Source organism: Puniceibacterium antarcticum (assembly GCF_002760615.1).
Classification (GTDB): domain Bacteria; phylum Pseudomonadota; class Alphaproteobacteria; order Rhodobacterales; family Rhodobacteraceae; genus Puniceibacterium; species Puniceibacterium antarcticum.
The window spans coordinates 20,993-39,978 of record NZ_AWWI01000158.1; the positions used below are offsets into that span (position 1 = coordinate 20,993).

The window sequence follows — 18,986 nt, forward strand, 5'->3', positions numbered from 1 at the left end:
CAGCGCAGCGGGATCAGACCGTGCCCAGAACAGTTTTGATCCGCTCCCCGGTTTTTGTACTGAACAAGTGGAGCTTGCTGCGGTCAAAACGCAGGGGCAGGTCCATGCCGCGCGCGACGGGTGTTTCAGGGCTCAGGCGCACAACGGCCATGACGCCGGCAATCTTTGCGGAAACCATCGTGTCCGAGCCGAGGGGTTCATAGACCTCGACATGCGTGTGAACATCCGCCGCATCGGGCACGCAGGGCGTGATTGCTTCTGGGCGCGCGCCCAAATGCACCCTAACACCGTCGGCGGTGTCGATCCGGGCAAACGGCAGGCGAAGGTCGCCGATTTCGACACAGACCCCGGTTTCTGAATGGCGAACGGTGCCGTCAAACATGTTCATTTGAGGGGAGCCGATGAATTCGGCAACGAAGCGGTTGGTCGGCGTATCGTAAAGGGCAAGCGGGGGGCCTTCCTGCAGGATGCGACCTTCTTTCAGGATCACCACCCGGTCGGCAAGGGTCAGCGCTTCGACCTGATCATGGGTGACGTAGATCGTTGTGCGGCCCAGAAGGCCGTGCAGGCGCTTGATCTCGGTGCGCATTTCTACGCGCAGTTTGGCATCAAGGTTTGACAGAGGCTCGTCAAAGAGAAAGGCCGAGGGGCGGCGCACGATGGCGCGACCCATGGCGACGCGCTGACGCTGTCCACCCGACAGTTCGGCAGGGCGACGGTCCAGCAGGTTTTCGATCTGCAGCATCTGCGCCGCCTCGGCGATGCGTGCCTTTCGGTCGCTCTGCGTGGTCTTGCGCATCTTGAGGCCGAAACCGATGTTGTCGGCAACGGTCATGTGCGGATAAAGCGCGTAATCCTGAAACACCATGGCGATGTCGCGGTCGCGCGGTTCGACGGCATTCACCACCTTATCACCGATGTAGAGACGCCCGTCTGAGATATCTTCGAGCCCTGCGACCATGCGCAGTAGCGTGGATTTCCCGCAGCCGGACGGGCCGACAAGGGCTACGAATTCACCATCCTCTATCTCAAGGTCGATCCCGTGGATCGCCTGAACGGCTCCGTAATTCTTGACAATCTTGTCCAGCGTGATTGTGGCCATCCGCCCATCCTCCCTAAATGGCTGCCGCTCGATTTGGGCTTGCCAGTTTCCTTCATCCCGTATTATCGTTATTGATAATGATATGTGAAGGCAAGCGAGTCGATATGGCTGTAGAGAATTTTCTCAAATCTACGACACCGGTGGCAGGGCGGGCGGTCGCATCACGCCGGTCTTTTGCGATCTACACCAAACTGCAGCGCGAAATCGTTCTGGGCATGCTCGCCCCGCGCTCGACCCTGCTTGAGCTTGAACTGGCCAACCGGTTCGAAGTGAGCCAGGGCACGGTGCGCGAGGCGCTGCTGTTGTTGCAGGAAGAGGGGCTTGTGCATCGGCAGGCTCATCGCGGCACGACCGTCGCTGACTGCCGGGCCGAGGATGCGGAAGAGCTGATCCGGCTGCGCCATGACATCGAATGCCGGGGCGTGCGGCGGGCGATTGTCCGCAACGGCGCCGCGCTTGCCGATGCGCTGCGCGGGCATCTGGAAGCGATGCAGGCGGCTGCCGACGCCGACGACGAATATCTGCTGTCGGTGCATGACCGGGCCTTTCATTCTGACCTGTTCGCGCAGGCGGATCTGCCGCCGGTACAACCCGTTCTGGCCCGTGCGCTGGTCCATGCCCATCGCTACAAGATCCTGCATCCTGACCAGAGCCGAGATTTGAAGGAGACGGCGAACCGGCATCTGGCAATCATGGCGGCCCTTGAGGCCGAAGATGCGGACAAGGCGGCAGATGCGCTGTCGCATCATATCACCACCATCGTGGATTTCGGCCCCAGCATTCTGGAGGACAGGACATGAGCGCACCGCGGCCTTCGGCAGAGATGCAGGTCATTCTGGATCGTCTGGCAGTCGAGGATGCCGGGTTGCCCGATCCCACTCTGCTGCCCGCCGACACAGGGCGCGCGCAGGCCGAGGCTGCAAATGCCCGCTGGAACGTCGATCTGCCGGATATGACCATGGCGCGCGACGCGTCGGTGAGCGCCCCCCACGGAGAGATCGCCTGCCGCATCCTGACGCCCAAGGGCACACCGCAGGGGACAATACTATTCATCCATGGCGGCGGCTGGGCCTTTTGTTCGATGGCGACCCATGAGCGCTGTGCCCGGGTGCTGGCCGAAGAGGCGCAGGCGACGGTGGTTCTGTGCGACTATCGGCTGGCACCGGAACACCCATACCCGGCGGGGCTGGAGGATTGCCGAGCGGTCTGGGATGCGCTGGCTGCGCGGCAGGGGCCGTTTGCGGAACTGTCTGGGCCGTTTGCCCTGTCCGGAGACAGTGCCGGTGCGAACCTTGCCATGGCGCTGATGCTGGATGATGCGCCGCAGGCGGACTGCGGGCTGCTGTTCTACGGTGTTTATGGCGCAGATTTCGAGACGCCGTCCTATATCGACCGTGCGAACGGGCCGGGTCTGAGCCGGGACAAGATGCGCCGTTACTGGGACTGGTACAGGCCGGAGGCGACGCGCCTTGACCCGCTGGTGGCTCCGCTGGCCGCAGATGATGCCGCGCTGGCCGCTTTGCCGCCGCTCTATCTGAATGCTGCCGAGATCGACCCGCTGCGGTCGGATTCCGAGCGGATGTATCAGCGTCTTTCGGCCCTTGGCCGACGGGACAGATTCCGGCTGCATGGAGGAGTCGTTCACGGCTTCATGCAGATGACAATCGCGCTTGAGGAGGCGCGGCTGGCGCTGGCGGATGCAGGGGCAGCTTTTCGTGCCCTGACCGCCACGCCCACGCCGAAACACGACTGAATTTTCCAAGGGAGGAGAGATTATGACAGGTTTCAACATCAAGACGACTGTGGCGGCGGCCCTGCTTGCCGGCACGGCGCTGGCCGGTGGCGCGCAGGCGCAGGAGGTCAACTTCTGGTATCACTTCGACAACGCGGACAATCCGATGTCCGCGCTTGTTGAAAAGTTCGAGGCAGAGAACCCTGGCATCACCGTGAACGCGGAAAACGTGCCGTGGAACAGCTATTACGACCAGCTTTATACGTCGATCGTTGCGGGCACAGGTCCGGATGCGGCGCTGGTCAAGCTGAATGCCCAGCCCCGGCTGATCGAGATGGAGGCACTTGAGCCGCTTGATGCCTGGCTGAAGGATTGGGATGGCACGGCAGAAATTCAGGACAACCTGCTGACCCTGACGGCTTCCGCTGATGGCACACACTATTACCTGCCGGTGCAGTATGTGGTGCTTTACCTCTATTATCGCACCGACATGTTTGCAGAGCTTGGCCTGACCCCGCCTACGACCTGTGACGAATTCCGTGACGCGGCCAAGGCGCTGACCCGCGACACCGATGGCGACGGTCAGCCGGATGTCTACGGTTTCGGCTTTCGCGGCGGCAAGGGCGGACATGACCACTGGGCGAGTCTGACCCTGTCGCGCGAGGGCGTAGGCTTTGGCCCTGGCGAGTTGACGTCAGAGGCGGGCGTTGCAGGCACGCAGTTCGTGGTGGATCTGTTCCAGAAGGACAAGGTTTTTCCGCCCTCGGCCCCGAATGACGGCTTCAAGGAAATCATCGGCGCCTTTCAGGGCGGCACAACCGCGATGACGATCCATCACATCGGATCGTCTGCCGATATGGTTGCCGCCTTGGGCGACAAAGTGTCGGCCGTGCCTGTGCCGGAATGTGGTGGCGGACGCTGGACATCCTTCGGTGACGAAAGCACAGCGGTCTTTTCGGCGGCTCAGGACAAAGACGCCGCCTGGAAATGGATCAGCTTTTTGTCGAGTCCGGGCAACAATGCCGAGTTCAACAAGGCGACCGGTCAGCTGCCAGTGACCAAGACGGACAGCGCGAGCTGGGATGGGCATGAAAAGCGGTTCGTCGAGGCGACCGTGAATTCGCTGCCGTTTGCGAACTTTCTGCCGAATACCAGCGAAACGGCGGATTTCGCCAATACCGTCTGGCCCGTCGCGATGCAGCGCGCCCTGATAGGCGAGATCACGGCCCAAGAGATGAACGCCGAGATCGAAGTGCTTTACAACGATTGATCCCAGCCCCGGCGGGCCACATCCCGGCCCGCCGTCCTACCTGATCGGGAAAACAGAACATGACCGTCACAACCGCCCCACCGGTGCCATTAGCGCGCCGCGTGCTTCCTCTTGTCATGCTGTCGCCTGCTGTTCTGGTGACGCTGGCCATCGTGTTCCTGCCAATGGTGCAGGCCCTGTGGATGAGCCTGCATGACTATGTCCTGTTCCGGCCTAAGAATTTCGACTGGGTCGGGCTCAAGAATTTCATTTCCGCCTGGAACGACCCGGTCTTCTGGACCTCGTTGCGCCATACGGTGATCTGGATCGCCATCACGGTGCCCGCGCAGATGCTGCTCGGCCTTGCGACGGCGCTGCTGCTCAACCAGAATTTTCCGTGGCGCGGTCTGGCCCGTGCGCTGGTGATCATTCCCTGGGCGCTGCCGTCTGTTGTGATCGCGCTTATGTGGGTCTGGATCTACGATTCCAACTATGGTGTCCTGAACGATCTGCTGCTACGCGCAAACCTGATCAAGACCTCGATCCCCTGGCTGGCTGATCCGGATACGGCGCTCTATGCTATCATCCTCACGCTGACCTGGCAGGGCTTTCCCTTTTTCGCGGTGATGATCCTTGCCGGTCTGCAATCCATCCCCAAAAGCTATTACGAGGCCGCGTCGATCGACGGCGCCTCTCAGTTCCGCCAGTTCTGGCACATCACCCTGCCGGGCCTGTCTGGCGTGCTGATGACCGCGACGCTGTTGCGGGTGATCTGGGTCGCCAATTCCATCGACGTGATCTTTGTCATGACGGGGGGAGGGCCGGGATATGCGACCTACACCCTGCCGCTTTATGCCTTCATCAAGGCGCGCACCGGGCTGGACTACGGGTATGGCTCGGCTCTGGCGGTCAGTTTCACGCTGCTGCTGCTGGGATTTGTCATCCTCTATCTGCGCCGCGCAGGGAGGAACATCGCATGATGGTACGCAATCAATCCAAGCTGCGGCGTATCCTGACGGTGGATTTCCCCGTCGCGCTGATCCTGCTGTTCACACTGTCGCCCTATCTGTGGATGCTCCTGACCTCGCTCACGCAGGAAAGCAAACTGTTCACCGAAGGCCCGTCGATCATCGGTGCGACGCTGGAAAACTACATCCGGTTGTTTGCCACGGTCGGGTTCGGTGCGAACCTGCTGGACAGCTTTATCGTGGCGGTGGGCACGGTGATCGTGGGTCTCGCGCTGTCGGTGCCGGCGGCCTATGCCTTCTCTCGGTTCCGGTTCAAGGGGCGGCGGCTGCTGATGCTGCAGTTCCTCGTGATCAACATGTTCCCTTTGGTACTGCTGATCCTGCCGCTGTTCATTCTGATGAAGAACCTCGGGCTTGTGGACACCTACGCCGCGCTTATTATCGCCAATTCGACCGTGGCGATTCCGTTTTCGGTCTGGATGATGACCAGCTACATCGACGGCATTCCCCGCTCGCTGGACGAGGCGGCGATGACCGATGGCTGCACCCGGTTCGGGGCGCTGTTCCGGGTCGTGCTGCCCCTGTGCACACCGGGGATCATAGCCACAGGTGTCTATATCTTCATCACCGCTTGGAACGAATACCTCTACGCCCTCACCCTTGGTGGGCGCAGCGTAAAGCCGATCACCGTGGCGATCCAGACGCTGATCGGCGAATACCAGGTTGAATGGGGACTGCTGACCGCCGGCGGGATCGTTGGCGCGATGCCCGCTACGCTGCTGTTCCTCGTCATACAGAAACGCCTGATCGCAGGCATGACCGCAGGCGCGGTCAAAGGATAAGGACCCCAAGTTTTGAAGAATCCCATCGGAATCATCTCTATGCAGTTTGTGCGCCCCTTTACCGGCGCGCATCTGCACCTGTTCAAGGATATCAAGGCCATGGGCTTTGATTTCATCGAACTTCTCGTACCTGAACCTGAGGACGGCATCCACCTTGCCGCCGCAAAGGATGCGCTCGAAGAGGCGGGTCTTGGCATTGTGCTCGCGGCTCGCGTTAACCCGCAGCGCTCTATCGCGTCCGAGGATAGCGCGGCCCGTCAGGGCGGTCTCGACTACCTCAAATCCTGCGTGGACAGCGCGGCAGCGCTTGGCGCCACGATCATCGGCGGCCCCCTTTACGGAGAGCCGATGGTCTTTGCCGGCCGGCCTCCGCTGCCGCGCAGCACGGACGACATGAAGGCCCGCGCCGACCGCATGATTTCGGGTCTGTCCGAGGTGGCACCGCTGGCCCGCGCTGCCGGTCAGGTCTTTGCGGTCGAGCCGCTCAACCGGTTCGAGACGGACATGCTCAACACCACTATCCAAGGCATCGCTCTTGTGGATGCGGTGAATGACGCGGGGCTTGGCCTGATGCTCGACACCTTCCACATGAATATGGAGGATCAGTCGATCCCCGACGCGATCCGCCTTGCGGGCAAGCGCACGGTGCATTTTCAAGCCAACGAAAACCACCGCGGCTTTCCCGGCACCGGCAATATGGACTGGCCAGCGATCATGCGCGCGCTCAGTCAGGTCGGCTACAACGGGCCGCTGTCGCTGGAACCGTTCCGGCGTGATGACCAGCGTCTTGCCTTGCCGATTGCCCAGTGGCGCGCCCCGGCCGAGGATGAGACGGCCAAGCTGCGCGCGGGCCACGCGCTGATCCGCGCCGCGCTTGATTTTGCGGAGTATGCCCAATGACCCTGAACATCGGATGGATCGGTTGCGGGCGTCACGCCACATGGATGCTGCTGCCGCAGATCGGGCGCGCAGGCATGCGCATCGCAGCGCTGTGTGACCGCGATGAAACGGCGCTGTCCGCCACCGCCGGGCATTACGGCGTGACGCAGGCCTATACCGACTGGCGCGAGATGCTGGAACAGCCCGGGCTTGATGCCATCTGCATGGCCGTCGGTCCGGGCGTGCACCATGCCGCAACGCTGGCCGCGCTGGAAAAAGGCCTGCCGGTCTTCATGGAAAAGCCCCCCGCCGCGACACATGCCGATGCGCTGGAGCTACAGAAGGCGTCCGAGCGTACAGGCGTGCCGGTCTATGTTGGCTTCATGAAACGCTATTCTACCGGCAACAAGATCGCGCAGAACATCCTGCGCGGCGCCGATTTCGGGCGAGTTCTGGGCATCACTTGCAGTTACATGACCGCGCCGACCTATTTCGCGGGCGAGGTAGATTACTCTGGGTTCTACCTTCACCACTGTGTGCATTACATGGATCTGATGCCCTGGCTTGCCGGTAGCCCGATTGCCGAAATGACGGTGCGCCGCAACGCGCCTGCACCCGGGCGCATCCTGTTCCACATGGGCTTTACCTGCGAAAACGGCGTGATCGGCAACGTGGTCATGGGCACCGTGCAATCGCGCGGCACCCCGATGGAGCAGATCACAGTCATGGGTGATCACAACCGTGTCGAGGTCGACAATGTGATCAACGTCGCCTGGCACCGCGATCCGCCCTTCAAGGCCGAAGATCCCGAAGCGGTGCTGGATGGGGCCTGTGACAGCCTTGTCTGGCAGCCGAACTTTACAGCCGCCGCGAATGAGGATCACAAGGGCTATGCCGCCCTGATGGCGGATGTTGCGAAAGGTTTGGCCGGTCAGCCGACGGATGCACCGGTGATCGCAGACGGCGTCGCGGCGATGGCCAATCTAGAGCGCATGATCGCCGGCATCGAACAAGATCAACGCGGGCTTTTCAACGCCATCCAGTGACAACAGATGTCAAAAGAGCCGCCTCTGTTAATTTCCTCGCGGAAGGGCAGGGGCGGCTTTTTCGGGTTTGTCGCTACCTTATAAAGTTTAGGAGCAAAGCTGGTGTTGTTACGTGAAGGGGCCTGAGGTTGCTGGTTCATTGATCTGGGCGTAGGCGGTGACGATGCAGACATTGAACATCAGCTACAAACGCCACCGCTTTGCGCCGCAGATCATCGCTCACGTTCTAAGGCGAGGGCAGCCGCGCCTCGGCGATGTCTGGCATATGGACGAAGTCGTCGCGAAGATTACTGGCCGGTCTTTATGGCTGTGGGGGGCTGTCGACCAAAACGGCGTCGTTCTTGAAGAAATCCTTCAATCGAGGCGAGACAAGCGCGCCGCAAAGCGGCTTTTGGTCATGCTGATGAAGCGTTGGGGCTTCGTGCCCAAGAGGACCATTACGGACAAACTGCGATCCTATGGCGCCGCCAAGCGCTCGGTCGCGCCCGGCCTTGATCATTGATCACACAAGGGGCTCACTAGGTCATGTTGACCAAAAAAACGGACCTAGAGGCGAATGGACGTGATGTCTATGAAGCCCAAGAAGCTCGCGGCGGTTTTGTCGTAGCGTGTGGCGATGCGGCGGGCATTTTTGAGTTTGTTGAAGCACCGCTCTACCAAGTTGCGCATGGGAATTTGGGTGAGCACGTCCCTCGCCTCCATCTTTTTACGAATGTTGTCAGCATCGTAGCCTCTGTCTGCCAACAGTACGCTCGGTTCTGGCAGGTTGTCGACCATGACTAGATCGAACCCCAGGGAATCGGATGTCTGGCCTGGCGTGATCTCGGTCCTCATTGGCAGGCCTGCTGCATTGACGCGAAGATGGATCTTGGTCGTGAAGCCACCTCTTGAGCGGCCAAAAACCTGTCGCGCAGTCCCCCTTTTGAGCCCTCTGCCTGATGGTGCGCTCGGATCACGGTACTGTCGATCATTTGGAGGGCGTCTGGCACAGCCTTGCTTTCGTTCAATGCGTCCATGATCTGTTCCCACAGTCCTACAAGCGTCCAACGCCGAAACTGTCGGTAGACGCTGGACCATTTTCCAAATTCTTCCGGCAGATCGCGCCAAGGCGCACCGGTCCGTGCGATCCAGAAAATTCCATCAAGAACAATGCGGTGGTTCTTGGGTTTGCGTCCGTTCGGAGCGCGGACGGTCAGGATGGAATGTTCAAAGAACATCCACTCTTCGTCCGACATGAGGTCTCGTGCCAAGCTGATCTCCATTGCAGATACCAGCTTGAAACTTGGTCAGCGAATGGTGGGAATCCCTTTTGTCAACACGATCTAGTACCCGCTGATCCAATAACAGGTTACTGCGGCAACAATGCCTTTGGCACGTTCTGATAGCACACAGGCCGTAGGAAGCGACGGATCGACAGGGTGCCGACCGATGTCGCCCCGAAATTCGTCGAAGCGGGGTAGGGGCCACCGTGGACCATGGTGTCGGACACCTCGACACCTGTCGGGAACCCGTTGACTAGCACCCGCCCTGCCTTGCGTTCGAGGACTGGCACAAGACGCCGTGCCGTATCGGTATCGCCGTCGTCCATGTGGATCGTGGCAGTCAGCTGACCTTCGAAGCCTTTCGCTAGCACTTCCATCTCGGCCGCATCCGCAACGCGCACGACAAGTCCGAGGGGTCCGAAAACTTCCTCTCCCAGTGCTTGGTCCTGCAGGTAGCTGGCGGCGTCCGTCTCGAAGAGGTTGGGGGAGGCCTGACGGCCCTGATCGGCATTACGAAGCAGCGGCCTGACCGCGTTGCGCCCGTCAAATCGGGACCCGCCGTCGCGGTAGGCCGCGGCGATGCCGTCGGTCAGCATGACCTGTGCGCCGACGTCCTTCAGCGCCGCTATCGTGGCGGCCACAAAGGCGTCGCCGGCGGTCCCTTCGGCCACGACTGCGATGCCGGGGTTGGTGCAGAATTGTCCGGCACCCATCGTCAGCGATCCTGCCCAGCCAGCACCGATCGCGGCCCCGCGGGCAGCGCAGGCGGCGGGCAGGACGAACATCGGGTTGACGGACCCTAGTTCCCCGAAAAAGGGGATCGGTTCGGGCCGCTGCGCGCACAGATCGAACAGCGCGCGTCCGCCTGCAAGCGATCCGGTAAAGCCCACGGCTTTGATCAGCGGATGCTGGACAAGCGCCTGCCCCACGTCACGTTTGCCGCCCTGAATGAAGGAGAAAACGCCCGGATGCAGGTCGCATGACCGGATCGCGGCGTCGATTGCGGCCGCCACGATCTCTCCTGTGCCAGGATGGGCGGAATGGCCCTTGACCACGACCGGACATCCTGCTGCCAAAGCCGCAGCCGTGTCGCCGCCTGCCGTCGAAAATGCGAGGGGGAAGTTGGAGGCCCCGAAGACGGCGATGGGACCGATGGGCCGCTGGATCATCACCATGTCGGGCCGGGGCAGGGGTTTGCGGTCTGGCAGGGCAGGATCGTAGCGCCGGTCCAGATAGTCGCCCTTGCGGATGTGGCTGGCGAAAAGGCGCAGTTGGCCAATCGTGCGCCCGCGTTCGCCGTCCAGCCGCGCGGCGGGCAGACCGGTCTCCGAAGAGCCGATTACCGTGATCTGGTCACCGCGTGCCTCAATCTCATCCGCTATGGCCTCGAGGAAAGCGGCGCGCTGCTCGGCGGTTGTCTGGGAGTAGGCCCAAAAGGCGTCTTCCGCCGCACGGCAGGCGCGGTCCACAAGATCGGGCGTGCCGACGGCGAAAGGATGGACCTCGCCATGTGCCGGCTCCGACATGAATCTAGCGTCGCCCGCCATCCAGTCGCCTGCAATCAGGTGCTTTCCGGTCGGGGTGAAGTCTGCAGTCGTGCCATCCATGGTCTTGTCCTTTACAGTGTCTTGTTCGGTCCGGGGTCGCAGTCAGAAGACGGTGAGGTTCAGCGCCCGGTTCGCTTGATCCACGCCTCGTATTTCGCCTGGTTTTCGTCCAGCGTGCAGGGGTAGAGGCCGATGATCGCCGTGCCGTTCTGTACTTCTTCGAGAACGAAATCCTCAAAGCTTTCCATGCCGGCGCAGACGTCGGCAATCTCGTCGGCCAAGTGCGCCGGTATGACCATCACGCCGTCGCCGTCACCGACCATCACGTCGCCCGGAAAGACGGCGACATCGCCGCAGCCGATGGGCACGTTGATGTCGAGCGCCTCGTGCTTGGTCAGGTTCGTCGGCGCGGACGGCCCAGCAAAGAAGGCGGGCATGTCCAGCGCGCCGATCCCCTCTGCATCGCGGAACCCGCCGTCGGTCACGATGCCCGCGCAGCCGCGGATCGCCATTCGGGTCACCAAGATTGACCCGGCTGTCGCGGCGGAGGCATCCTTGCGACCGTCCATCACGAGAACATGCCCCGGTGGGCAGGTTTCGACCGCGACGCGCTGGGGATGGTCCGCATTGCGAAAGACCTCCAGCGGGTTGCGATCCTCGCGGGCAGGGATGTAGCGTAGGGTGAACGCCTGACCGACCATGCGGTCGGCCTTGGGCGACACCGGCCGCACGCCTTGGATGAACTGGTTGCGCAGCCCGCGTTTGAACAGCTGTGTGGCGATGGAGGCGGTCGAGGCGCGTTTGAGCTTGTCGCGCGTCGCGTCGGACAGGGTGTAATCGGTCATGGCAGGCCTTTTCAGAAGATGTCGGGTTCGCCCGTGGTGCGGCCGAAATCGGATTGCAGAAAATCGAAGTCGCAGCCCTGATCGGCCTGCGTTACATGGCGCGAGAACATCCAGCCCCAGCCCCGTTGGAATCGCGGTTCCGGCAGAACGAGGGCGGCGCGGCGGGCTGCGAGTTCTTCTTCGTCCACCAGCATGTCGAGCGTCCGGTTCGGCAGGTCGAGGCGGATGATGTCGCCGGTCTTCAGCAACGCCAGCGGTCCGCCGATATAGGCTTCGGGTGCCATGTGCAGGACGCAGGCCCCGTAGGACGTACCAGACATGCGCGCGTCGGACAGGCGCAGCATGTCGCGGTGGCCCTGCTTGATCAGCGCCTTGGGAATCGGCAGCATCCCCCATTCGGGGAACCCCGGCCCACCCAGCGGCCCCGCGTTGCGCAGCACCATCACGTGGTCGGGTGTGATGTCGAGGGTTTCGTCATCCACTGCTTTCTTCATGTCCGGGTAATTGTCGAAGACCAGCGCCGGGCCTTCATGAACGTGGAACTTCGGGTCGCAGGCAGCGGGCTTGATGACGGCGCCGGAGGGACAGAGGTTCCCCTTCAAAACGGCAAGGGAGCCTTCCTTGTAGACTGGGTTGGACAGTGGTCGGATGACGTCGTCGTTATAGACTTCGGCACCTTCCAAGTTCTCGCCCATCGTCTTGCCAGTGACGGTCATGCAGGAGGTATCGAGCCGGGACTCGATCTGCTTCATCAGCGCGCGCAGGCCGCCGGCGTAGTAGAAGTCCTCCATCAGGTAGTCTTTGCCAGAGGGGCGGACGTTGGCGATCAGCGGTGTTTCGCGCCCCAGCTCGTCCAGTTCCTCCAACTGCATCGGAACACCCGCGCGGCGGGCCATCGCGATCAGATGGACAACGGCATTGGTCGAACAGCCTGTCGCCATTGCGACCACGGCGGCGTTCCGGCAGGCCCCGGCGTTGATGATCTTGTCAGGCGTCAGGTCTTCCCACACCATCTCTACGATGCGGCGGCCGCAGGTGGCGGACATGCGCTGGTGGTTGCTGTCGACGGCGGGGATTGAGGACGCACCCGGCAGGGTCAGGCCCATCGCGTCGGCGATGGCCGTCATGGTCGACGCGGTGCCCATCGTCATGCAGGTGCCCGCCGACCGCGCGATGCCGCCCTGAACGCCCTGCCATTCGGTATCCGAAATGTTGCCGGCGCGACGTTCGTCCCAATATTTCCACGCGTCCGAGCCGGAGCCTAGGAACTTGCCCGCGTAATTGCCGCGCAACATCGGGCCCGCTGGCAGATAAATCATCGGCACGCCGGCACTGATCGCCCCCATGACGAGGCCGGGGGTGGTTTTGTCGCACCCGCCCATCAGCACCACGCCGTCGAGTGGGTGGCAGCGGATCATCTCCTCCGTCTCCATCGCGAGCATGTTGCGGTAAAGCATTGAAGTCGGCTTGATATTGCTTTCATCGATCGACAGCGCCGGCATCTCGACCGGGAAACCTCCCGCCTGCAGCACACCGCGTTTCACGTCCTGTGCCCGTTCGCGGAAGTGGCTGTGACAGGTGTTGAGTTCCGACCAGGTGTTGAGGATGCCGATGACCGGTTTATCGCGGAAATCCTCTTCGCCGTAACCAAGCTGCATCATACGGCTGCGGTGGCCAAAGCTGCGCAGATCGTCGGGGGCGAACCAGCGGGCGGATCGCAGGTCTGCGGGTGTCTTGCGTGTCATGAGGTCATCCGTTCAGTGTAAAAAGAAGCCAGACGAGCACGGTGGTCAGCACGAGTCCGAAGATTTCGGGCTTGTTGCCGAAGGCCTGCCGTTCCTTCACTAGGTCGTCCAGGTAATCGGTGGCCGGGACGTTTTCGTCCTGGCGGGTCAGGTCGGGTTCGGTCACGATTGCCTCCTCATTCCAGCATGGATGGCAGCCACAGCGCCACGTCGGGGAAAAACAGCACGATGAACAGTCCCACGGCCTGAAGCGCGATGAAGGGGAGCACCGCGACGAAAATGTCCTGCAGCTCGATACCGTCGGGGGCGACCGATTTCAGAAAGAAGCAGGCCGGTCCGAAGGGGGGTGAGAGATAATAGATCTGGATGTTCATCGCAAAGAGTACGCCAAACCATACGGGATCGAAGCCGAGGTCGCTGACCACGGGAGCAAAGATCGGCACTGTGATGAAGATGATCGCGATCCATTCCAAGAAAGTGCCCAGCACCATGATGATCAGCATCATCACGACGATGACCATGATCGGCGCAACGTCGAGGCCAGTCAGGACACCGCGCAGGAATTCGCCACCGCCGATCCGGTTGTAGATACCGATCAGCGAAATAGCGCCCAGCACCAGCCAGATGATCGATCCCACGGTCAGCACCGTCTGGCGCATCGCGTCGCGCGCCATGACCCAGTTCAGCTCCTTGCGCAAACCCGCCACGACAAGTGCACCGACGGCGCCAATTGCCGCGGCCTCGGTCACGGTTGCCACGCCGGAGTAGATTACGCCCAGTACGGTGCCGATCAGGATGCCGGGCAGGATGACACCCTTGAGGTACTTCAGCCGCTGAAAGAACGGCAGGCCGGTTTCGGGGATGTCGTAGATGGGGGCCAGCGCTGGGTTCAGGCGGACGCGGACAAGGATGTATGTGACGTACATCAGCGCCAACATCAGACCCGGCACGGCAGAGGCGGCAAAGAGCTTGGTGATCGAGACTTGCGCGGCCAGACCGTAGATGATCAGCACCACCGAGGGCGGGATCAGCGTGGCCAGCGCACCGGCGGCACAGATGATGCCGATGGACAGCTTCTTGTCATAGCCCAGCCGCAGCATCTGGGGCAGGGCTATGAGGCCGAGCATCACGATCTCTCCGCCCATGATGCCAGACATGGCGGCCAGCACGACGGCGACGATGCAGGTCTGCACGCCGACTGACCCGCGAAATCGTCCGCCCATGATGGCCATCGAGTCGAACAGCGATTTGGCGATCCCCGATCGTTCCAGCACGTTCGCCATGAAGACGAAGAACGGCACTGCGATCAGCTCATACTTGTGCATAACCTCGCTGACGTTGGCCGACACGATGAAGTATCCGGCGCGCGGCCCGAAATACATGATCGCGGTGGCCAGAGACACAGTCAGCGTCGTGATGCCCAGCGGCACACCGACTGCCATCAGCGCCAGAAGCGCCACGACGATCAGCAGGGTGATGATTTCAATGCCCACCGGACAGATCTCCTTCGGTACGCTGCGCCCAGCGGATGACGTTGGCGACAAGCTGCGCCAGGTAGAGGATGCAGCCGATGACGATCAGAACCTTGAAGATCGTCGGCTGAACGGAGTTGAACGCGGTGCCAGAATACTCAGTCCGGGCCAGCACCTTCATCGCGGGTTTCCAGAGCGCTAAAGTCAGCACAAAGACCGCACCGAAGGCGATGAGCATCTGGATCAGACGAAACACGCGCCAGACATGGGGGCCAACGACTAGTTCCAGCATCGTGATCGAGATGTGGCGGTTGCGTTGGGTGACGTATCCGACGGACATGACCCATGCCGTCGCGCAGAGCGTCATGGACACCTCCGTCGACCAGGCCGTGGGATGGTCGAAGCCATAGCGCATGACGACTTCTGCCGCGGAGGCGATGATGCATGCAAAGAACAGGACCGAACAGCCCTGACCGATGAACACGCTGATTCGGTCCGTCGTATCGGCGTAGCGGGAAAGCAGGTTTTTCATGACTTGTCCGGAACAGCGAAGGGGTGGCCGCGCCGATCAAGCCGGCGCGGCAGCTTCGTCATGGGGATCAGAACAGACCGATTTTGGTCATGTAGGCGATATGCGCGTCCAGTGCCTCTTGGGCGAGGTCGGACTTCTTGGCGTATTCTTCCCACTGGCCGCGTGCGACTTCGCGCAGCTTGTCCCGGCTTTCCTGGGGCCAGTCGATGACCTCGACCTTGTCGCCGGCTGCATCGCGCGCAGCCAATTCAGCGTCGAGCTTGGCGGCTTCAGCGGCCATGCCGAACATGGCGTCATACCACCAGGTCCGCAGGGCGGTCTGATCCTCTTCGGACAGGCCTTCCCAGATCTCGGAGTTGATGGTGAACTGCAGCGACGGCATGGAATGGATGCCGGGGTAGAGCGGGAACGGGCCGACATCGTTGAGACCAGTCGCATCGTTGTTCACATAAGCCGAGGCGTCTGCAGCATCGACGATGCCCTTTTCCAGCGCCCCGAACACCTCGGAGAAGGGGATCGACACGGGGCTGGCACCTGCGGCCTGAAAGACAGCGGCAGCCAGACCTTCGGGCGACCGGATTTTCTTGCCGGCCAGATCTTCGAAGGTGCGGATTGGTGTGCGGGCCGGCAGCGATTCACGCGAATAGGGACCGCATGCGACGACGTGGACTTCGCCGCCCGTAATGCTGTCTGCGGCCTTCTGCATCATCTCTTCGCCGCGGTCGTCCTTGCAGAAGCCCAGCATCTGCTCTGGCGTATCGTAGCCAGAAATCAGGTCGCCCATGATGGCGTATGCCGGTTCCTGACCTGCGAAATAGTTGACGGAGGTGAAATCCCCATCCAGCGCGCCGGCGGCCACCGCTTCAGGCGTGTCCTTGGCTGGCACGACGGATCCGTTGGGTGTCAGCACGATTTCGACACGACCCTCGGTCATATCGGAAATCTTCGGAAGCCAGTTTTCCGTCAGATACTGTGTGGAAAAGTCGCCCGCGTTGAAAGATGTCTGGATATTCAGCGTTTCAGCCTGTGCCATAGCGGCCGGCAGCGCAATTGATCCGGCCAGAACGGCCATCAGTGTCGATTTCATGGTATCCTCCCTCAGGAATAAAGCAATTCTCGCTCTCCAATTGATATATTAATATATTAGTGCATTTGTGGCAAGTCTTTCGTATAGTGTCGAGGTTCGCAGCGAGAAGTGCCATGGTATCAAAGACTCAACCCATTTCCGAGCTTGCGGTCGGCGTCGGCCGGCCGGGTTCTGCCAAGACGGTGATCAAGAAGATTTCTGCAAGTCAGCAGATCCACGATATCCTGCGTGATCGAATCGTGTCGCTGGAACTTGCGCCGGGGCAATACTTGTCGCGTGCCGAAATCTCCGAGGCCTATGGCGTCAGCCAGACCCCCGTACGCGAAGCCATGCAGCGGCTGGAGGAGGAAGGCCTGCTGCTTATCTGGCCGCAGTCCAAGACAGAAGTCTCACCCATCGACGTGGCCCACGCGCAAGAGACGCAATTCCTGCGCCTGTCACTTGAGCTGGAGGTCGTGCGACGACTGTCTAGGATGACGGACCGCTGCTTTGCGGCTGATCTAGAAGCGACTGTCGCGCGGCAGGGGCGTGCGACGGACAGCGAGGATTTTGGAGCGTTTCGCGCGCTCGATCAGGCGTTCCATCGTGACTTGTGCCGCCTTGTCGGCGTTGAGGCCCTATGGGGTCTGATTACGGCGCGGTCGGGCCACATCGACCGGCTGCGCAACCTGAATCTGCCTGATCCGGGAAAGCTGCTTTCCATCATGTCCTGCCATCGCCGCCTTGTCGAAGCGATTAAGGCAGGCGATGTACAGACGGCGCAGGACGTTGTGCGCGAACATCTGTCTGGAACGCTGGCGCAGGTCGAATATATCCGGCGTCGGCATCCTAACTTCTTTCAGGATAACGCCGCCGCTTCGTGACGGTGGCGGCGCAGACTGAGAACGGCGGTGCAAAAGTCGACCACGGTAGCGGCGGGATGACCTTGCTGTGGGCGGCGTAAAAGTCGTCCACCTTTACCCTTTTCTGGCGACAGGGAGGGATGCTTAGGGCAAAGCGCGCTGCAGTTGGATCGCGCAAAACACCCTCTACTTGGGGAAAGCCAGCGTTCTGGAACTTAGCGTGCTGTCAGCCCTACCCGTCTGAACTCTGAAAGGCTCCGACTTTCACAAGCGTCGGGGCACGCAACCCCGCGCGCGACAGCCGGAGCGCCCAAGACCCCAAAGAGCGCAAGCACACCGAGTGCAGGCATCAGGCCCGCCTCAACCCGCCGAACCTGCTCCGTGCGACCAGAAAAGGTCAAAAAATCGATGTGCCCTTCCCTGTGTCCGGCACCCACCGGGCCCATTATCGTCCATGACTGTCTATTACAGACCCTTTTCAGTATAGAGCCGCGCAAAAAGACAACTCGTTAACCACATCAGCTTGATAGCCGACGAGCTTTCCGAAAACGATCAAGCAAACGGGTATTTTGCTGCAAGTATGAATAGAGAAAATATCCTAAGGGATAGGATAGTAAGCATCGGTAAAAATCTTAGCCTTTGTGGTTCCGTGAGACCCCTTTCGCGCCTGAAACAGCTGATCATGGATCACGGCTGACGGTCCGGCAATACACCCGATCTTTAGCTCACAGGCGCCATCGGTCAGCGGCTCTGCAAAAACTGGGTCAAAGGGTGGCTTCCATCAAAGCTTGGTAACCAGGCCCATAATCCAAAAAGTTTGCGACAGAACCCTCAGGTGTTGAATTCTGCAAGAAATTGACCCAGTTTTTCGAAATGTGGCGACCCACCAGCTGTCAGTAATTTCGTCGACTTTTCAGAAGTTTACCATCTCTCAGAGTGGTCAGCGCCAAATGGAAAAATGGGTCAATTCGATCGGGAAAAAAACAGACCAGTTAAGCGATGTGGAGATTGAAACAGAATAATGTTCTTTTTACGTTCTGACGGGTCAGTTCACAGCACGGGCTTCATCAGCTAGCGTGCTCTTGGCCAAGCGCTACGGCGAAGGGGACGAGATAGCTTGCTGGAGGGTGACATGTGGTTGCTGAAGGAGCCGGTGCATCTGGGCATTCTCGTCGATTATCTCGATCGTCTCTTGGCGGCTGAGACGGATATGACGGCTGAAAATGAGGTGGGGACAGGATAGCGAATAAGGAGAATAAGTGATGACAGAGGATAGCCATTTTCTCGGCGCTGCCGAGGTAGTTGAGAAGATGGATCGCTCATCCAAGCAGGCGATGTTCCTGCTGTACGATCATGAGATCGGAGCGTTTCGATGGCCGCTCCTAACCGTGCGGCGTCGGCAATACATGGAATGGCTTGGGTTGGTGCGAAGAGTCGATTTTCGGGCGTCTCATGTTGAAGATCAGCGGTGCGATGTTACGCCTCTCGGCAAGTCGGTAAGCAAGCTCTTGCACGAGCAAGTTGCTGCCTACTATGCTTGTAGGGCTGCGATGAACGATGCGATCCAGGACTATAAAGCGGACTTCCGCAAGGCTGGGTGCTGGGAGCAGTTGGTGTTGGAGAATCCTGTCCTTGAAAAGCGTTTGCAGGGCGCGAGCGACAAGAGGCTCAAGGGGCATCGCCAAGTTGTTGCCTCGAGCTTTTACGGTTGGAGTGATCGGCGGATCAAGCCGCCATGTCGGCGGTGTAAGCTGCCCAGAGACTGAAAGCATCGTCCCGGGCGTGGCGGTATGATGTTGCGGTGAGCCTATAACGGCGGGGACGGAAGATCAGGTT

18 protein-coding genes and 2 pseudogenes are annotated in these 18,986 nt (G+C 60.7%); 10 read left to right on the plus strand and 10 right to left on the minus strand.

What is annotated here, in order from left to right; translation table 11 throughout:
• Window positions 1-13: 13 nt before the first annotated feature.
• Window positions 14-1,102 carry an ABC transporter ATP-binding protein gene (locus tag P775_RS22395; protein WP_099913069.1) on the minus strand — a complete coding sequence of 363 codons (1,089 nt, stop codon included), beginning with the start codon at window positions 1,100-1,102 and terminating at the stop codon, window positions 14-16.
• Window positions 1,103-1,206: 104 nt separating this feature from the next.
• Here P775_RS22395 and P775_RS22400 point away from each other — a divergent pair, with 104 nt between their 5' ends.
• The 8 genes and pseudogenes from P775_RS22400 to P775_RS22435 all read left to right on the plus strand — a co-directional run.
• Complete coding sequence (locus tag P775_RS22400) at window positions 1,207-1,902, plus strand: GntR family transcriptional regulator (RefSeq protein ID WP_099913070.1); 696 nt, start codon at window positions 1,207-1,209, stop codon at window positions 1,900-1,902.
• Window positions 1,899-2,855: an alpha/beta hydrolase fold domain-containing protein gene (locus tag P775_RS22405; RefSeq protein WP_099913071.1), complete on the plus strand. Its 957-nt coding sequence runs from the start codon at window positions 1,899-1,901 to the stop codon at window positions 2,853-2,855. The genes P775_RS22400 and P775_RS22405 overlap by 4 nt, the downstream gene beginning before the upstream one ends.
• A 22-nt stretch (window positions 2,856-2,877) precedes the next feature.
• Complete coding sequence (locus tag P775_RS22410; protein WP_099913072.1) at window positions 2,878-4,104, plus strand: ABC transporter substrate-binding protein; 1,227 nt, start codon at window positions 2,878-2,880, stop codon at window positions 4,102-4,104.
• A gap of 59 nt (window positions 4,105-4,163) precedes the next feature.
• A complete protein-coding gene (locus tag P775_RS22415; RefSeq protein WP_099913073.1) occupies window positions 4,164-5,063 on the plus strand; it encodes a carbohydrate ABC transporter permease in 900 nt (299 codons plus the stop codon).
• Entirely contained in the window at window positions 5,060-5,893 is an 834-nt protein-coding gene (locus tag P775_RS22420; protein ID WP_099913074.1) for a carbohydrate ABC transporter permease, read from the plus strand. Before P775_RS22415 ends, P775_RS22420 begins: the two co-directional genes overlap by 4 nt.
• A gap of 12 nt (window positions 5,894-5,905) precedes the next feature.
• Window positions 5,906-6,793, plus strand: a complete 888-nt coding sequence (locus P775_RS22425; RefSeq protein ID WP_099913075.1) for a sugar phosphate isomerase/epimerase family protein — start codon at window positions 5,906-5,908, stop codon at window positions 6,791-6,793.
• Window positions 6,790-7,818 (plus strand): Gfo/Idh/MocA family protein, encoded by a 1,029-nt coding sequence (locus tag P775_RS22430; protein ID WP_099913076.1) that lies wholly within the window; start codon window positions 6,790-6,792, stop codon window positions 7,816-7,818. Before P775_RS22425 ends, P775_RS22430 begins: the two co-directional genes overlap by 4 nt.
• A gap of 163 nt (window positions 7,819-7,981) precedes the next feature.
• Window positions 7,982-8,317 (plus strand): annotated as a pseudogene (locus P775_RS22435) (DDE-type integrase/transposase/recombinase); the annotation flags it as partial.
• A 47-nt stretch (window positions 8,318-8,364) separates the two neighbouring features.
• Here the strand turns inward: P775_RS22435 and P775_RS22440 are convergent.
• From P775_RS22440 to dctP, 8 genes are all read right to left on the minus strand, one after another.
• Window positions 8,365-9,080 (minus strand): IS5 family transposase gene (locus tag P775_RS22440; protein ID WP_099913077.1). Its coding sequence is split into 2 segments (ribosomal slippage): window positions 8,365-8,750 and window positions 8,750-9,080, totalling 717 coding nucleotides; the frame shifts between segments, so codons are not numbered across the junction.
• Between the two features lie 86 nt (window positions 9,081-9,166).
• A complete protein-coding gene (locus tag P775_RS22445; RefSeq protein WP_099913078.1) occupies window positions 9,167-10,687 on the minus strand; it encodes an aldehyde dehydrogenase (NADP(+)) in 1,521 nt (506 codons plus the stop codon).
• 59 nt (window positions 10,688-10,746) lie between these two features.
• Window positions 10,747-11,472, minus strand: a complete 726-nt coding sequence (locus P775_RS22450; protein WP_099913079.1) for a ribonuclease activity regulator RraA — start codon at window positions 11,470-11,472, stop codon at window positions 10,747-10,749.
• An 11-nt stretch (window positions 11,473-11,483) separates the two neighbouring features.
• Window positions 11,484-13,217, minus strand: coding sequence for an L-arabinonate dehydratase (gene araD / locus P775_RS22455; RefSeq protein WP_099913080.1), 1,734 nt, complete (start codon window positions 13,215-13,217; stop codon window positions 11,484-11,486).
• A gap of 4 nt (window positions 13,218-13,221) precedes the next feature.
• On the minus strand, window positions 13,222-13,383 hold the full coding sequence (locus tag P775_RS28255) for a hypothetical protein (protein WP_180287542.1): 162 nt from the start codon (window positions 13,381-13,383) through the stop codon (window positions 13,222-13,224).
• Between the two features lie 10 nt (window positions 13,384-13,393).
• Window positions 13,394-14,710 (minus strand): TRAP transporter large permease, encoded by a 1,317-nt coding sequence (locus P775_RS22460; protein WP_099913081.1) that lies wholly within the window; start codon window positions 14,708-14,710, stop codon window positions 13,394-13,396.
• A complete protein-coding gene (locus tag P775_RS22465) occupies window positions 14,700-15,221 on the minus strand; it encodes a TRAP transporter small permease subunit (protein WP_099913082.1) in 522 nt (173 codons plus the stop codon). Before P775_RS22465 ends, P775_RS22460 begins: the two co-directional genes overlap by 11 nt.
• Before the next feature lie 67 nt (window positions 15,222-15,288).
• Window positions 15,289-16,308 (minus strand): TRAP transporter substrate-binding protein DctP, encoded by a 1,020-nt coding sequence (gene dctP, locus P775_RS22470; protein ID WP_099913083.1) that lies wholly within the window; start codon window positions 16,306-16,308, stop codon window positions 15,289-15,291.
• A gap of 113 nt (window positions 16,309-16,421) precedes the next feature.
• On the opposite strand from dctP, the gene P775_RS22475 reads away from it, so the two are divergent.
• Together P775_RS22475 and P775_RS22480 are read left to right on the plus strand one after the other, a co-directional pair.
• Window positions 16,422-17,171, plus strand: coding sequence for a GntR family transcriptional regulator (locus tag P775_RS22475; protein WP_099913084.1), 750 nt, complete (start codon window positions 16,422-16,424; stop codon window positions 17,169-17,171).
• 1,241 nt (window positions 17,172-18,412) lie between these two features.
• On the plus strand, window positions 18,413-18,916 hold the full coding sequence (locus tag P775_RS22480; protein WP_099913085.1) for a hypothetical protein: 504 nt from the start codon (window positions 18,413-18,415) through the stop codon (window positions 18,914-18,916).
• Here the strand turns inward: P775_RS22480 and P775_RS22485 are convergent.
• A pseudogene (locus tag P775_RS22485) lies at window positions 18,876-18,986 on the minus strand (IS6 family transposase); the annotation flags it as partial. The gene P775_RS22480 and the pseudogene P775_RS22485 overlap by 41 nt on opposite strands.

What these genes read in the sequence shown, in the direction of transcription:
- P775_RS22395 (WP_099913069.1), bottom strand. Translation starts at nt 1,102, where the DNA reads ATGGCCACAATCACGCTGGACAAGATTGTCAAGAATTACGGAGCCGTT.
- P775_RS22400 (WP_099913070.1), top strand. Translation starts at nt 1,207, where the DNA reads ATGGCTGTAGAGAATTTTCTCAAATCTACGACACCGGTGGCAGGGCGG.
- P775_RS22405 (WP_099913071.1), top strand. Translation starts at nt 1,899, where the DNA reads ATGAGCGCACCGCGGCCTTCGGCAGAGATGCAGGTCATTCTGGATCGT.
- P775_RS22410 (WP_099913072.1), top strand. Translation starts at nt 2,878, where the DNA reads ATGACAGGTTTCAACATCAAGACGACTGTGGCGGCGGCCCTGCTTGCC.
- P775_RS22415 (WP_099913073.1), top strand. Translation starts at nt 4,164, where the DNA reads ATGACCGTCACAACCGCCCCACCGGTGCCATTAGCGCGCCGCGTGCTT.
- P775_RS22420 (WP_099913074.1), top strand. Translation starts at nt 5,060, where the DNA reads ATGATGGTACGCAATCAATCCAAGCTGCGGCGTATCCTGACGGTGGAT.
- P775_RS22430 (WP_099913076.1), top strand. Translation starts at nt 6,790, where the DNA reads ATGACCCTGAACATCGGATGGATCGGTTGCGGGCGTCACGCCACATGG.
- P775_RS22445 (WP_099913078.1), bottom strand. Translation starts at nt 10,687, where the DNA reads ATGGATGGCACGACTGCAGACTTCACCCCGACCGGAAAGCACCTGATT.
- P775_RS22450 (WP_099913079.1), bottom strand. Translation starts at nt 11,472, where the DNA reads ATGACCGATTACACCCTGTCCGACGCGACGCGCGACAAGCTCAAACGC.
- araD (WP_099913080.1), bottom strand. Translation starts at nt 13,217, where the DNA reads ATGACACGCAAGACACCCGCAGACCTGCGATCCGCCCGCTGGTTCGCC.
- P775_RS22465 (WP_099913082.1), bottom strand. Translation starts at nt 15,221, where the DNA reads ATGAAAAACCTGCTTTCCCGCTACGCCGATACGACGGACCGAATCAGC.
- dctP (WP_099913083.1), bottom strand. Translation starts at nt 16,308, where the DNA reads ATGAAATCGACACTGATGGCCGTTCTGGCCGGATCAATTGCGCTGCCG.
- P775_RS22475 (WP_099913084.1), top strand. Translation starts at nt 16,422, where the DNA reads ATGGTATCAAAGACTCAACCCATTTCCGAGCTTGCGGTCGGCGTCGGC.
- P775_RS22480 (WP_099913085.1), top strand. Translation starts at nt 18,413, where the DNA reads ATGACAGAGGATAGCCATTTTCTCGGCGCTGCCGAGGTAGTTGAGAAG.